The following is a 13,476-nucleotide window of genomic DNA, read 5'->3' as shown; positions in this document are numbered from 1 at the left end:
GGTGGCGGTTGATGGCGTTCTTGATTTTACCGCCCGGCGTTTGGTGCCGGGGCGTCCGTTCGTCGCGCAGCATTGGTGCGAATGGAATGATTGCCGGGATTATGGTGCGGTGGCGGACCGGCAATTGTCGAGACCAAAGTTAGGGTAATCCTTCGGCTGAAATGTAAGTTAGTATACATAAATGTAATATTGATGTTGAAAATTGTACGTAATGTATGGTATCGCTGCAGTGCAATTCAGGAGTGATATAGCCGTGCCAGCCATTATTCATGTCAAGCTTTCCGGCGAAGGGGACTTCGGGCCAGTCGATCTCGAATGTGCGATTCCGCCTGCGCGTTTGCCGGTGGTGATGGCTGCTTTGTTCGGGCAGGCACCGTCAGTGCCGGGAATGGCTGTTGGGGCGGTGCGTGGTTCTGTACCTAGTGTATCGGATGGCGGTCGCCCGCGCGATAACGGCGCGGTTGATGGCTTCGCCAAGGAAGGTGCGGGGGGCAAGGCGAATGATCGCGCCCTGACCGCAGTCAGTGGCGTGCAGGGGGCAGGCGAGGCATATTTTGCCAATGGAAATACAGGCGATGCGGCATTTTCCGGCGCAATAGATCCCGGCATGTTCATTGCGGGGTTTGTTGGCAGTTTTGCCGATCTGGTCGGACGCCTTCAACCACGTGGCTTTGCCGAGATAATCTTGTTGGCGGCAATCTGGCTGCAATATCGCGATGGCAGGAGTTTTGTAACGCGCGGTGATGTGCGCCGCCTTTTGCGCCGCCAAGATCACCTGCGGATGCCGCGCAATTTTAGCCGGGATTTCCATGCGGCCGTGGCAAGAGGCTACCTTGAAGAAGTCGAGGGCGAAGACGGTTACACCGTTGCAACTGACGGCTTCCGCTGGTTTCGTGATGAGTGTATGAAATAATACAAAAAGTCGAAAAAGATATTGACGTTATGTATGTTTGTTGTATCTTTTTTGGCAGGGACAAACAAAAACGGGTGGGACCAAATCATGAGCGCGTGGGAAGTCAGAAGCAGCTGTCGGGTATGGCGGGGCCGTTATGTCATTCGTGGTGATGTTGATCGTATTGCCAACGACATTGTTGAACTTCAACAAAACCGGTTCCCGGGGCTTGATGCGGAAAAGGTTTCGCTTCGGGTTGTGACCATGGCGGTGATGTCGGTTCTGGCCGAGGAATGCTGTGAAGACGGGGTGACCGCAGCCGAACTTTCCTTCCTTTTGACCACCTGCCTGGGGATGCCGATTTCGCCGACCCGGATTGAACGGGAAATGGAAGGTCTTTCTGGTCTTGTCTGGACCGGACAATGGGGTGGTGAAACCCTGTATGTCATGGAAAAACGTGGTTTGCGCTTCTTTGAAAGTGCACGTGCCAGGGCGCTTTGCGAAGATGGCAATGTAAACGCCAAGGACCGCGAAGGTGTGGCCGCCAGCGAAGCACAGGACGCGGTGAATGCCATGATCGATCCGGCCATCATCAGCGAACCGGCAGTGCATGCACGCTATCGGGTTGTCAGCTAGGATCTTCGCTTTCAGGTCAGGCTATAAATGTTTCGTTGCACCCGCCGGTTTGCTGGCGGGTGTTTTTTTTTGGCTTGGGGTGTGGTCAACAAGCGGCTTGACCAAACGAAAAAAGCGCCATATGCATAAAAGCATGGAAAACATTGTTACACATCAGAACGCCTATTTTACGTCGTGCACATAGCGCGGCGCCTGTTGATGTGTTTGTAAATTAAACCAAGACCGGCTGCCCCAGGGCGGCCTTTGTTTTTTCCATAAACCGGTTTGCCCGAGGTGGCTTCACCAACAAGGAAACCGGAAAATGACCCATATCTCTCTTGCTGATCGCATGCCGACACTCGACTTCACGCCCAATGCCCTGAAAGACGGGATCGGGGTGGTGCCACTTATTCTGATGGCCGGTTTTGCCGAGACCAGTACTGCGGCAAGTGAACTGGTCGCATGTGGTGCTGTCACCATCGAAGGCAAACAGATCATTGATCCCGACCATCATATCCTGAGCTACGCCTTTGATGATGGCGAAGTGCTGCGCCTTACGGTTGGGGGCAAAAGCACGATGCTGATCCGGCGCGCGGACTGAACCGGATGGGGTATCTGTTGCGGGATATGGGCAATGTTGCCGTTGATGTCAGAACAGCGACATTTGCCCGTTCGCGCTGGGACGTTTGAAGCCGCCGCAATCAAGGTTGAGAGACCGGTTGTTCAGGCCGTGCTTTTTGCGCGCAGCGTCAAAACGTTTGGCAATAAGATCGGCAATCGGGCCGGTGCCGCGCATGCGGGTGCCAAATTCCGATTGATAGGTTTGACCATCGCGCATCTGACGGATCAGCGACATCACCTTTGTCTTGCGGTCGGGGTAGTGCGTTTCAAGCCATTCTTCGAACAGATCGGCTATTTCAAGCGGCAGGCGCAAGACGATGTGACCAATCGATTGCGCCCCGGCGTCCTTGCAGGCCGACACGATCTTTTCGATCTCCGTATCATTGAGGCCCGGAATAACAGGCGCACACAGCACTGTGACCGGAATGCCGGCATCTGACAGCTTCCGGATGGCCTCAAGCCTGCGGTGCGGGGCAGAGGCACGCGGTTCCAGAAGGTTTGACAGCCGGTGATCGAGGCTTGTGACTGATACTGCCACCGATGCCCGATTTCGGGCGGCCATCGGGGCGATCAGGTCAATGTCACGGGTGACCAGTGCGCTTTTGGTGATCAGTGAAAACGGATGTTGGCAATCGGCCAGAACTTCGATGATCGACCGCGTCAGTTTCTTGTCACGGTCGACCGGCTGATAGGGGTCGGTACTTGTGCCAATCACGATCGGGGCGGGTTGATAGGCCTTTGACGACAGCTGCTTGCGCAGAAGCTGGGCGGCTTCCGGCTTCCAGAAAAGCCTGGTTTCGAAGTCAAGACCGGGGGACAAGCCCAGATAGGCGTGGGTCGGACGGGCAAAGCAATACACACAGCCATGCTCACACCCGCGATAGGGGTTGATGGACCGATCAAACGGGACATCCGGGCTTTGATTGCGGGTGATCACAGAACGCGCACCATCTATGCCAAGGGTGGTTTTGGTGCGTGGGGCGTCCTGATCTTCCATCAATGTGCCCAGCCATCCGTCATCAACCGCCTGATGGATATGACGTTCAAATCGCCCGTCAATATTGGACACCGCACCGCGTCCCTTTTGTTCGCGGGCGGGCAAGATGTTCAGATCAGATTTCGCGTTTGACCATCCATCATCAAAAATGACAGCGCGGGCGTGGGCATGGGGTTGGCTGATATTGTTCTTCATACACTCACAATAAAGAACAAAAGAAGAACATTCAAGCCAAAGCCGATATGTCCATGTTTCTAAGGTATCACGTTATGGACAGGCGCTGCCGTCTACCGCGGTGCCGTCTACCGTGACTGAGCCAGTAACGGTGGGAAGGGTTCCGCCGCCGTCACCACATGGGTTGAGGTTATTGGTGGTGTTACCTGTCCCTGACAGGTTGTTTATGGTTGATGAATTGGCGAAGAATACAAATCGCTTGTCGAAGCCTGCTCCGCTCACGGAAAGCTTGTTGTCATCGATGCTGATGTTGGAATTGTTGCCGATAATCGCCAGGAATCGGGCACCATTTCCATCGGAGGTAATGGATGAAACATTATTCTTGATAGTAACATCCTGGCTGTCTCTGATTATGATAGCGCCTGCGGTTGAGGTGCCGTTCTGCGTTGTCAGGTTGTTGTTCCGAATGGTAACATTTTGCTTTCCTTCGATGTGGACGATGTATGCTGACCCGGTCGTGTTAACGTTCGCGGTCACACCAACCAGACTGCTGTTATCGGCCATGTTAAAGAGACGTGCACCACCGCCGGCGCCGCCATTGCTGCCGGTGCCCGAGATCGATGCATCCGGAATGGTGACCGTAACCGACCGTCCTGTCCGGGTTTTGATGTCGAGTGCGCCACCCCCGACAATTGTTTGTCCACTCTGAACCGTTGTGACGGAATTGATTGCGGTGTAATTGCCGCTCAGGATCACGGTTGAATTGGCACCTGCATTGGCAATGTCAGTGGCAAAGTTCGCCGCCGATGTCGAGTTGCTGTTCAGAACTGTGATCGTTTCCCCGTCGGCAGTCTGGGTGATTTCAGTTGCTTCTGAAAACTGTCCGGCCTGACTGACCACATCAATGTCGCGAATGATGGGATCGGTCATGCGCCGTTCCATCGCGCTCAGGCGGGGTTTCGGAGTATCGCCAAAGCCCTGCAACGGGATACGAAGGCGGAAGCTGGCAAAGCCCTGCGTGCCCCGTGGGCTGTCATGCTGAATTTCCGCCCCGAGCGAAAAGCGCGACCCTTGCCACAAAAAGGGAACTTCATCAAAGGTCAGATCCAGTCGCCCACGCGGACCCTGTACCGTATCAACACCGTCTTCCGTAAAGCGATAACCACCGGCATAAGCACGGAGTTGCTGTCCTGCATCAGCCTCAAATAACGGAATGCGCCAGCCAATTTCCCCGTCAAAGCCACGTAATGCGCGTTCTTCACCTTGATTATACATCAAGGAGGTACCGCTCACATCAACAGTACTCAGACTGTCTTCCATGTATTGTGTGGTGCCGATTGGGACATAGGCATTGGCGCGAAAATCCCAATCAAGCGACAGGGCCTCTGCGCCGAAGGTCAATTGGTTGAATTTGTTGCCATAGGGGCTGTGGCGGCGGTCAAAGTAACCATAGCCACCAATGTTCCATCCCGAATCAAGCATCTGACGGATGCCAAGACCGAAGTTCCCTTCGTGGCTGTTATTGTCATCCATCCGGGCGCGAAGGCTGGTGAAGGTCAATGTGTCCTCATCCTGCCAAAGCGGAATGAAAAGATCCGTCTCGCCAAGGTTACGATCCGTGCCGCCTTTGCCTTCGAGGTCAATATGCGGTCCCCATTTTGGGCCGGGTGGTTCTGCGGCGGCATGGACAACGGGTGCAGCTAGCAGGAAGGGGGCGCTAAGAAGGATAGAAAGGATGGATCGGGTAACGTGCATGTTTAACCTAGTCAGCAGGGCTCACATTGCGCCTGCTGGGGCAGGCACATTGCCAAGACTTCAGAAGATTTTGCTCGTGGGGAGTTTCGTGCCCCGCCGTTGCATAGCTTTTGCCATATTGATTTTTATTGCACCGACCGTAGTGCCGCCTGATGCTGGCGGCCACTTCTATTCTTTATCATTTTCCCAGAAGTTATCATTTTCCTGATCCCGGCAGGCTGACCGGACCGGGCAGGGAAAATGTATGGTCACAATGATTTTCTTGTTGGTTGATCAAGGCGGGATATAGTCAAGGCAAGGTGCGAAACGTCATCAGTCAATGCGTACCGTTTGATCATTTGCAAAGGATCGCCCCATGGATTGGTCACAGGTTTTGAGTTTTGCGCTGGTTGCGTCACTGCTTGTCATGTCGCCAGGTCCCAATGGCGTGCTGGTCGCCAAGACTGTGCCGACATCCGGGCGCGCGGCCGGGATGGCCAATGTGGCCGGATTTGTGACGGCCTTTTACCTGCACGGGACTTTGTCGATCCTTGGTATTTCTGTGATTCTGGTGCAATCCGCACAGGCCTTCATGATTGTGAAGTTCCTTGGTGCGGCCTACCTCTGCTGGGTCGGTTTTAAGGCATTGCGCGATGCCTGGCGCGGGGTGAAAACGGTTGCCGAAGTATCACCGGCAAAGCGCAAACGCACCCTGATCAAGGCTTATGGCGAAGGATTTCTGACCAATGCGCTGAACCCGAAAGTCTCGATCTTTTATCTGGCAGCGTTTCCGCAATTCATCCCGGTAGGAGAGGGAGCGGTGACATCGGCCTTTATGCTGGTCTGTCTGCACGGGGCGATCAACGCGGTGTGGTTCGGGGCAATGGTCATGTTGCTGGCACGCCTGACGCGTTTTGCCGGGAGTGGTCGTTTCCAGCGTGCGCTTAAGGCAACCACCGGGGCAGTATTCATTGCCTTTGGCGTCAAGCTGGCGGCCCTGCGCCCCTAAGGTTTGCCCAAGATATTTTTGTAAGCCCGTCGGTCAGATTGATCGGCGGGCTTTTTATTTGCGCACGACAATCAAGGCCATGACTGCACAGAACAGCGCAAACAGGATGTCGCTTGCAGCGACGTTGTCTGTCACCAGGGCCTCAAACGCCGCAATCGGTAGAATGATCGAGGTCAGGACCAGAAAGACCGGGTTAAACAATTTCTGTTTCATCTTATGCGCCCCCGTTCATCGTCGTGATCAGAAGGATACCCAGCGCAATGAAACCGCACAGTGCGGTCAGGATGACACCGGTTTTAAGAACTACCGACAGCACTGGTCCTTCCTTGCCTGACAGGCCCACTGTTGAACAGCCAACCAGAATTTTTGACGGGGCCAGCATGCTGCCAAGTGATGCGCCCGTTGCTTGGGCGGCCAGAACAAGGGCAGTTGAAAGGCCGGAAAGTTCGGCGGTGTGGCGCTGGAACATGCCAAAGACAACGTTGGAATTATTCGTGCTGCCGGTCATGAAGGCACCAAGGGCACCAATTGCCGGTGCAATCACCGGATAGGCAATGGCAAAGGCCCCGGAGAAGACCGCAGCGCCACCTTCGGCCAGGGCATAGGTCATGCCCGCATGGTCCATGATGATGGCAAGACCGATCACCGGCACCATGCCGATACTGGTCGGAAGGCCGCTTTTCAGCGTGCGTTGCCAGATGCGTTTGCCAATGCCGTTATCGTAATGACCGCGCAGCTTGAAGAACGTAAAGCTGATGGCGGCGGTATAGAGCAAAAGTGCTCCGGGATGACCAAAGATCGCAATGGCCTTGGCACTTTCAGCCTCGATCACCCAACCGGTTGCGGTGGCCGTTTCCGGGAAATCAAGCGTGAAGCGGATCTTGCCAAGCAGCATTTCGACTGCTGGCACAAAGGTCGCCATGGTGACCAGCACGATAAACACCAGATAAGGTGTGAGTGCCTCGATCAAGGGCATATGCTGATGATCATCAGCTACCTGTTCGGCGACATCATCGGGATGCGGTTTCCAGAACCGGGTCACAATGATGGAAGCAACGAGCCCGGCGATCCCGGCAGTCAGCCCCCCCAGCGTCCAGACACCGTAATTGGCCATGAAATACTGCACCACACCCATGACGCCGGAAATCAGGACCAGCGGCACAATGCGACGGCGAATGGTGCGGAACCCGCCATCGAGCCACAAAACAGCCGCTCCGCACATAAAGCCCGACAGGCCAAGAAGGATTGCCGAATAATGGGTCAGTTCGGTACCCGGAATGCCGGTAACACCAATCAGTGCCTCGAAAGAAGTCGCCATATTGCCAAACAGCACTGACCAGCTATGGCCGATCATCGGGGCGGCAACGGCCAGAACTGGCGAGAAACCCATACCTAGTAAAAGCGGTGCGACAACGGCAATCGGAACGCCAAATCCTGCGACGCCCTGAAGGAAGCTTGCGAACACATATCCCAATATCAAAAGCTGTAGAGGGCGGTCATCGGTGAGTGATCGAATGGCACGCCCGATGGTCTTGATCGCGCCGGCTTCTTCGGCCGCGAAATACAGGATCAGTGCCGCCCAGACGATATAAAGGATGTACAGGGCCAGCATCACGCCCTTAGCCTGGGCGATGATCAGCATGTCGGTTGGCGCACCAAAGAAGAATACTGCCAGGATAACGGTGACAAACCAGGCAGCCGCACCAGCACGCGCAGCGCCCCAGTTGACCTTGATCATCAGAAACAGAATGGTCGCAATTGGCAGGGCTGCCAGCAGGAAGTTGGTCATGAAGGGCGCACCATAACCTTTTGAAACAAGGGGCTATCGTTGAAGTCTTCAACGGGACGCGCATATTGTCCGACCAATGATGCAAGCGCAAGTGGTGTGTTCTGGTATTTCGTATGATGAAAGCAAAATGCCGGATTCACTCGGGAATCCGGCATTTGCAAAAACAAGGTGTCGCTTGGTCTTAGGCGCAGTCTTTGTTCTCGGACTTTGCGTTCATTTCACCGAATAGCTCGGCAGCGATTTCAAAGGATTTCAGGCGTGCCGTCTGATCATAGATGTTGGCGGTGACCATGATTTCGTCCGCCTTGGTCATATAGGCGAATTCGCGCAGTTTCTTGCGCACCGTATCGCGCCCGCCAATCGCGGCATAGCGCATGGCGTGATCAACGCCAGCTTTTTCGACGCGGTTCCAGATTTCGCTCATATCCTTGACCGGTTTTGGTAATTGGCCCGGTGTCCCGCGGCGCAGGTTCAGGAACTGCTGCTGCATCGAGGTGGCCAGATATTCGCCTTCCTCGTCGGTGTCAGCGGCAAAGAAGCCCATCGCGGCAACCGCATAGGGCTTATCAAGCGCTTCGCTTGGCTCAAACCGGTTGCGATAAAGGGTCAGCGCATCCATCAGCATGTCAGGCGCAAAGTGCGATGCAAAGGCAAAGGGCAGGCCAAGGCGTGCGGCAAGATCGGCTGAAAACAGGCTGCTGCCCAAAAGCCACATCGGGACCTGCGACCCATAGCCCGGTACGGCCCGGATCGGCGGATTGCCTTCAAGCGGGGCGAGGAAGGCCTGAACCTGCAAGACATCCTGAATAAAGCGTTCCTCGGATCCATGCATGTCACGGCGAAGGGCGGCGGCGGTCCGTTGATCCGTGCCCGGCGCACGGCCAATGCCCAGATCAATACGGCCCGGATGAAGCGCATCAAGGGTGCCAAACTGTTCGGCAATCACCAGCGGCGCATGGTTGGGCAGCATGACGCCACCTGACCCAACGCGGATGGTCTTGGTACCCGCCGCGACATGGGCCATGACAACGGACGTCGCCGCACTGGCAATGCCGGGCATATTGTGATGTTCGGCCAGCCAATAACGATGATAGCCAAGCTTTTCGGCGTGTTGGGCGAGTGTCAGCGTATTTCGCAACGCATCGGAGGGATGTTCACCCGCATTTACCGGGCAAAGATCAAGAAGGGAATATCTTAGCATAGCCAGACTTTCGGTTTGGCGCGGACATCACAGAAGTCAAATGTCTGCGGCGCGCCTGATTTCACAGTTGGCATTAATCTAGCGTGAAATTGCCCACATGCCAGCCCTGAAAGCCAGAACAGTTGATCCTGTCAGTTCTGATGAGCGGCAAGGGTGCGGCTGACGAAATTACGCAATGCGGTGGAGATATCATTGCTACGATAGGCCAGTGACAACTGCGCAATGGGCACTTCGCCTTCTATTTCGCGATAGGCGACACCCTTTGCCTGAAGCTGCATCATCGGTTTGGGAACCAGTGAAAAGCCAAGTTCGGCAGCAACGAAATTGATCACGGATCCGAGCTGTGGCGCGATCTGACCCATTTGCGGTTCAAACCTGGCTTCACGACAGGCGGTGACAACCTTGTCATAGTGGGTTGGGCCGACCGCACGCGGGGTCAGGATCAGGGCCTCATCGCGCAGTTCTGACAGGGCGACCTTTTCACGTTGGGCAGCCGGGTGACCGGAGGGGAGCACAAGCACCATCGGTTCGCTGGAAATCAGATGCAGGCGAATGCCATCGCCCGCAATCGTATCTTGCCGCAGAAATACAGCATCAAGACGTTCATCGCGCAGGCCGGCGACAAGCTGTGCCGAGTTGGCTTCTTCGAGCGTCATTTCAACGCCGGGATAACTGCGCCGGAAATCACGGAATACGCGTGGGACAGACGGGCTGAAGGCTGCAGAGGCCGTGAAGCCAACCCGGATTGATCCGACTTCGCCGCGCCCGGCGCGTTGTGCGGCACGAATGGCGCGCTCTGCCAGATCGGGGAACTGTGCAACGATTTCAAGAAACGCCGTTCCGGCCTCCGTCAGTTCGGCGCCATGGGGAACACGATGAAACAGGGCCGTGCCGATTTCATTTTCCAGATCGCGGATTTGCTGACTAAGCGGTGGCTGCCCGATGCCGATGCGTGCGGCAGCACGGGTAAAATTTCCCTCGCGGGCGACGGCAAGGAAGTAGCGGATATGGCGTAGTTCCATTGATGGTATATCCAAAACATATCAAAAAAGACACTTCCATATATTGGACGGATAGACGCGATGGTGCAATCATAAGCGTCACCCCACGAACCATTCCAAAAGAGGTCGCAAATGTCTGTTTCCCGGGACACTGACCCAGAAGAACATTCTGATAGTGCTGCTGATACGGCGTCATCTGATGCAACGCCCCCCATACGTTCGCAAGGCCCGCTCGCGTCCACCAACGCAAATGCGTCTGCCGATCCGGTTTGGATTAAACCGGGATCGGCTGCATTTCGCCGTATCAGCATTGCACTGTTTTTGGCCGGATACGCGACCTTTTCGCTGATTTACTGTGTGCAGCCACTGTTGCCGGAACTTGCAAACCACTTTGTGGTCGGGCCGGCTGAAAGCTCGCTTGCACTTTCACTGACCACCGGGTTTCTGGCCTTTGCCATTTTACTGGCCGGTGCTGTGTCAGAAGCCGTCGGGCGCAAGCAATTGATGCTGATTTCCATCTGTGTGGCATCGGTTTTGAACCTGATCGCGCCGTTTCTGTCCGACTGGCACGCCTTTCTTGTGGTGCGCGCGCTGGAAGGTCTGATGCTGGGCGGCGTTCCGGCCGTTGCCATGGCCTATTTGGCCGAGGAAATAGATCCCAAGGGTCTTGGTATGGCGATGGGCATCTATATCAGCGGGACGGCGATCGGCGGCCTGAGCGGCCGTGTCGTGATCGGTTTCCTGACCGATCTTTTCGGCTGGCATGTTGCGCTCGGCGCGATGGGGGCCTTGGGTCTGATTGCCGCCCTTGGTTTTGCCGTTCTGTTGCCGGCATCGCGCAACTTCGTGAGACGTCCCGGCTTTCAGGTGGGCTATCACCTGCGGGCCTGGGGCGGGCATCTGAAACATGCAGGCTTGCCGTTCGTGTTTCTGATCGGGGCCTTTGCCATGGGCTGCTTTGTAACGGTGTTTAACTATGTCGGTTTCCGTCTTTCGGATGCACCCTATGGCCTTTCGCAAAGTCAGATTGGGTTGATCTTTGTGGTCTATTTGTGCGGGTCGGTGACCTCATCGATTGCCGGTGCGTTGTCTGACAAGATCGGACGTGGCCCGGTCCTGGTGGTGGGGCTGTTGTTGGCGGCCCTCGGTGTCGGACTGACCGTATTTGACAGCCTGCCGGTGATCATTGGCGGGATTGTCATCCTGACCAGTGGCTTTTTCGTTGCCCATTCGATTGCCAGTGGCTGGGTCGGGCGGCTTGCCGAAACGGCCAAGGGGCATGCATCATCGCTGTATCTTCTGGCCTATTATCTGGGATCCAGCATCATGGGATCGGTTGGTGGCTGGTTCTGGGATCAGGGCGGATGGAACGCGGTGGCGGGCTTTGCCGGATCGTTGTTGCTGTGCGCACTGTTCTGTGGGCTTTATCTTTGGGCGCGGGCGGCGCAGGACATCCGCCAATCCCGAAGCGAGGTTGCCCGCGCGACCTGACCAAAACAAAACCCCCGCCGGAAACCGGACGGGGGTTTTATCTTTCCACATGGTCTCTGCTTAGAGCCAATCAGGGCTCGGCAGGCCTTTTTCCTTGAGGAACGCAGGGTTCCAGAGCTTGCTTTGATAGCGGGTGCCAAGGTCACACAGAATGGTGACGATGGTTTTGCCCGGTCCCAGTTCACGTGCAAGACGCACCGCACCGGCGATGTTAATGCCCGTGGAGCCACCCATGCACAGACCTTCTTCCTTGAGCAGGTCAAACACGATTGGCAGCATTTCCTCGTCCGAGATCTGGAACGGGTGATCGATCTCAACACCTTCAAGGTTGGCGGTGATACGACCCTGACCGATACCCTCTGAGATCGAGCTGCCTTCGGATTTCAGTTCACCGAATTTGTAGTGGCTGTAAAGGGCTGCCCCCATCGGATCGGCAAGGCCGATCTGGATGTTTTTATTGCGATCCTTTAGTGCCATCGAAACACCGGCCAGCGTGCCGCCGGTACCAACCGCACAGATAAAGCCATCGACCTTGCCGTCTGTCTGTTCCCAGATTTCGGGGGCGGTGGTGTCGATGTGACCCTGACGGTTGGCAACATTGTCAAACTGGTTGGCCCAGATGGCACCATTCGGTTCGGACTGTGCGAGTTCTTCGGCCAAACGGCGCGAAACATGCACATAGTTGTTCTGATCGCGATAGGGGACAGCCGGAACTTCGCGCAGATCAGCACCGAGAAGCCGCAGCAGGTCTTTCTTTTCCTGGCTTTGGGTTTCCGGGATGACGATCACGGTGCGATAGCCCAGCGCATTGCCGACAACGGCAAGACCGATGCCGGTGTTGCCAGCCGTACCTTCGACGATGACGCCGCCCGGTTTCAGAAGGCCGCGCGCCTCGGCGTCGCGAATAATGGCAAGGGCGGCACGGTCCTTGACCGATCCGCCCGGGTTTGCGTATTCCGCCTTGCCAAGAATGGTGCAGCCCGTCAGCTCGGAAACCTTTTTAAGCTTCACAAGCGGGGTGCGGCCAATGGCTTCGATGGTGCCATTGCGAATGTCCATGACAGACTCCAAACATGGTGATTTCAAATGTGTTTGATAGTTGATTGGTCTTTTTGCACACAAAAGTCAAGGCAGATTAAAAAATATAACGTAAAGTTTGTGTGATTATTGTTTTTCTGAATAATTGCTTCGGCTTCCTCAAGCCTCTGAATTCTGCCGAAGTCGGTCGCGGTTTAGCATCAACCACTGAACGGCGATGGTCGTCATTGCATTGCAGAGTTGTCCATTCTGCAACATGGCAAAGCATTCTTCGGCCGTTACTGTGAAGACCCGGATATCTTCACCTTCCTCGGCGACACCATGCAGCCCGCCAACATTGGTGGTATCGACCTGGCCGTAAAAGAGATGGACCGTTTCAGTCGAACAGCCCGGTGTTACGTAATAATGCGAAATCAGTTCTGGCGATCCGATAAGTTCGCATCCGGCTTCTTCAAACGTTTCACGGCGTGCAACAGCTTCTGCCGTCTCGCCGTCTTCTATGATGCCTGCAACGATTTCGGTCAGCCAGACCGGCATTGTTGGGTCGCTGTCGTTGACAGAAATGGCACCGGGGCGGAATTGTTCAATCAATACAACTTCATCGCGGACCGGATCATAGGGCAGGACGGCAACAGCGTGGCCGCGTTCAAGGACTTCGCGTTGCAGGACAGGGCTTTGACCACCATCAAATCGGTCATGTTGCAACTGATAGACATCAATCTTGCAGTAACCGTCCCAGCTTCGATTTTTGGCAATTATTTTAAATTTCATTTCTGTCACGGCGTTTCTCCCGAAAAATGTGACATTGTCGATCTATTCAGTTGATTTATCGTTGCTCTTAATATTTTGTAGTTCTTATATATTCGGGCTGATCTGCTGTTATTTGATACCATGATGTTTCTCATCGTGACCAT

Annotated in this window: 13 protein-coding genes; 5 read left to right on the top strand and 8 right to left on the bottom strand. The window is 55.2% G+C overall.

Annotation, left to right across the window (positions count from 1 at the left end):
• The first annotated feature begins 253 nt into the window (after positions 1-253).
• The 3 genes from AUQ41_RS18945 to AUQ41_RS18935 all read left to right on the top strand — a co-directional run bounded on the left by AUQ41_RS18945 (position 254) and on the right by AUQ41_RS18935 (position 2,108).
• Positions 254-913, top strand: coding sequence for a hypothetical protein (locus AUQ41_RS18945; RefSeq protein WP_063089970.1), 660 nt, complete (start codon positions 254-256; stop codon positions 911-913).
• A gap of 87 nt (positions 914-1,000) precedes the next feature.
• Entirely contained in the window at positions 1,001-1,528 is a 528-nt protein-coding gene (locus AUQ41_RS18940) for a hypothetical protein (RefSeq protein ID WP_040823776.1), read from the top strand.
• A gap of 301 nt (positions 1,529-1,829) precedes the next feature.
• On the top strand, positions 1,830-2,108 hold the full coding sequence (locus tag AUQ41_RS18935; RefSeq protein WP_063089968.1) for a hypothetical protein: 279 nt from the start codon (positions 1,830-1,832) through the stop codon (positions 2,106-2,108).
• Positions 2,109-2,156: 48 nt separating this feature from the next.
• Here AUQ41_RS18935 and AUQ41_RS18930 read toward each other — a convergent pair whose 3' ends face one another.
• Entirely contained in the window at positions 2,157-3,320 is a 1,164-nt protein-coding gene (locus AUQ41_RS18930; RefSeq protein ID WP_063089966.1) for a PA0069 family radical SAM protein, read from the bottom strand.
• A 72-nt stretch (positions 3,321-3,392) separates the two neighbouring features.
• Positions 3,393-5,054, bottom strand: a complete 1,662-nt coding sequence (locus tag AUQ41_RS18925; RefSeq protein ID WP_063089964.1) for an inverse autotransporter beta domain-containing protein — start codon at positions 5,052-5,054, stop codon at positions 3,393-3,395.
• 355 nt (positions 5,055-5,409) lie between these two features.
• On the opposite strand from AUQ41_RS18925, the gene AUQ41_RS18920 reads away from it, so the two are divergent.
• Positions 5,410-6,042, top strand: a complete 633-nt coding sequence (locus tag AUQ41_RS18920; RefSeq protein ID WP_063089963.1) for a LysE family translocator — start codon at positions 5,410-5,412, stop codon at positions 6,040-6,042.
• 54 nt (positions 6,043-6,096) lie between these two features.
• Here AUQ41_RS18920 and AUQ41_RS20785 read toward each other — a convergent pair whose 3' ends face one another.
• From AUQ41_RS20785 to AUQ41_RS18905, 4 genes are all read right to left on the bottom strand, one after another.
• Positions 6,097-6,255, bottom strand: a complete 159-nt coding sequence (locus AUQ41_RS20785; RefSeq protein ID WP_157092651.1) for a hypothetical protein — start codon at positions 6,253-6,255, stop codon at positions 6,097-6,099.
• Position 6,256: 1 nt separating this feature from the next.
• Entirely contained in the window at positions 6,257-7,831 is a 1,575-nt protein-coding gene (locus AUQ41_RS18915) for an L-lactate permease (protein ID WP_063089961.1), read from the bottom strand.
• A 181-nt stretch (positions 7,832-8,012) separates the two neighbouring features.
• The gene (locus AUQ41_RS18910; protein WP_063089959.1) at positions 8,013-9,032 is read right to left on the bottom strand and encodes an LLM class flavin-dependent oxidoreductase; all 1,020 of its coding nucleotides are present in this window, start codon (positions 9,030-9,032) and stop codon (positions 8,013-8,015) included.
• A 131-nt stretch (positions 9,033-9,163) separates the two neighbouring features.
• Positions 9,164-10,054 carry a LysR family transcriptional regulator gene (locus AUQ41_RS18905; RefSeq protein WP_063089957.1) on the bottom strand — a complete coding sequence of 297 codons (891 nt, stop codon included), beginning with the start codon at positions 10,052-10,054 and terminating at the stop codon, positions 9,164-9,166.
• A 111-nt stretch (positions 10,055-10,165) separates the two neighbouring features.
• On the opposite strand from AUQ41_RS18905, the gene AUQ41_RS18900 reads away from it, so the two are divergent.
• Positions 10,166-11,524 (top strand): MFS transporter, encoded by a 1,359-nt coding sequence (locus tag AUQ41_RS18900; RefSeq protein WP_198155655.1) that lies wholly within the window; start codon positions 10,166-10,168, stop codon positions 11,522-11,524.
• 60 nt (positions 11,525-11,584) lie between these two features.
• Here AUQ41_RS18900 and AUQ41_RS18895 read toward each other — a convergent pair whose 3' ends face one another.
• Entirely contained in the window at positions 11,585-12,583 is a 999-nt protein-coding gene (locus tag AUQ41_RS18895) for a cysteine synthase A (RefSeq protein ID WP_063089955.1), read from the bottom strand.
• A gap of 138 nt (positions 12,584-12,721) precedes the next feature.
• Positions 12,722-13,333, bottom strand: coding sequence for an NUDIX domain-containing protein (locus tag AUQ41_RS18890; protein WP_063089953.1), 612 nt, complete (start codon positions 13,331-13,333; stop codon positions 12,722-12,724).
• Between the last annotated feature and the right edge of the window lie 143 nt (positions 13,334-13,476).

It is taken from the genome of Thalassospira sp. MCCC 1A02898 (assembly GCF_001618185.1).
GTDB classification, from domain to species: Bacteria; Pseudomonadota; Alphaproteobacteria; order Rhodospirillales; family Thalassospiraceae; genus Thalassospira; species Thalassospira tepidiphila.
Note: the sequence above shows the minus strand (reverse complement) of the source record. Positions and strands in the feature narration are given on the sequence as shown.

What these genes read in the sequence shown, in the direction of transcription:
- AUQ41_RS18925 (WP_063089964.1), bottom strand. Translation starts at nt 5,054, where the DNA reads ATGCACGTTACCCGATCCATCCTTTCTATCCTTCTTAGCGCCCCCTTC.
- AUQ41_RS18900 (WP_198155655.1), top strand. Translation starts at nt 10,166, where the DNA reads ATGTCTGTTTCCCGGGACACTGACCCAGAAGAACATTCTGATAGTGCT.
- AUQ41_RS18920 (WP_063089963.1), top strand. Translation starts at nt 5,410, where the DNA reads ATGGATTGGTCACAGGTTTTGAGTTTTGCGCTGGTTGCGTCACTGCTT.
- AUQ41_RS18910 (WP_063089959.1), bottom strand. Translation starts at nt 9,032, where the DNA reads ATGCTAAGATATTCCCTTCTTGATCTTTGCCCGGTAAATGCGGGTGAA.
- AUQ41_RS18930 (WP_063089966.1), bottom strand. Translation starts at nt 3,320, where the DNA reads ATGAAGAACAATATCAGCCAACCCCATGCCCACGCCCGCGCTGTCATT.
- AUQ41_RS18935 (WP_063089968.1), top strand. Translation starts at nt 1,830, where the DNA reads ATGACCCATATCTCTCTTGCTGATCGCATGCCGACACTCGACTTCACG.
- AUQ41_RS18895 (WP_063089955.1), bottom strand. Translation starts at nt 12,583, where the DNA reads ATGGACATTCGCAATGGCACCATCGAAGCCATTGGCCGCACCCCGCTT.
- AUQ41_RS20785 (WP_157092651.1), bottom strand. Translation starts at nt 6,255, where the DNA reads ATGAAACAGAAATTGTTTAACCCGGTCTTTCTGGTCCTGACCTCGATC.
- AUQ41_RS18915 (WP_063089961.1), bottom strand. Translation starts at nt 7,831, where the DNA reads ATGACCAACTTCCTGCTGGCAGCCCTGCCAATTGCGACCATTCTGTTT.
- AUQ41_RS18890 (WP_063089953.1), bottom strand. Translation starts at nt 13,333, where the DNA reads ATGAAATTTAAAATAATTGCCAAAAATCGAAGCTGGGACGGTTACTGC.
- AUQ41_RS18940 (WP_040823776.1), top strand. Translation starts at nt 1,001, where the DNA reads ATGAGCGCGTGGGAAGTCAGAAGCAGCTGTCGGGTATGGCGGGGCCGT.
- AUQ41_RS18905 (WP_063089957.1), bottom strand. Translation starts at nt 10,054, where the DNA reads ATGGAACTACGCCATATCCGCTACTTCCTTGCCGTCGCCCGCGAGGGA.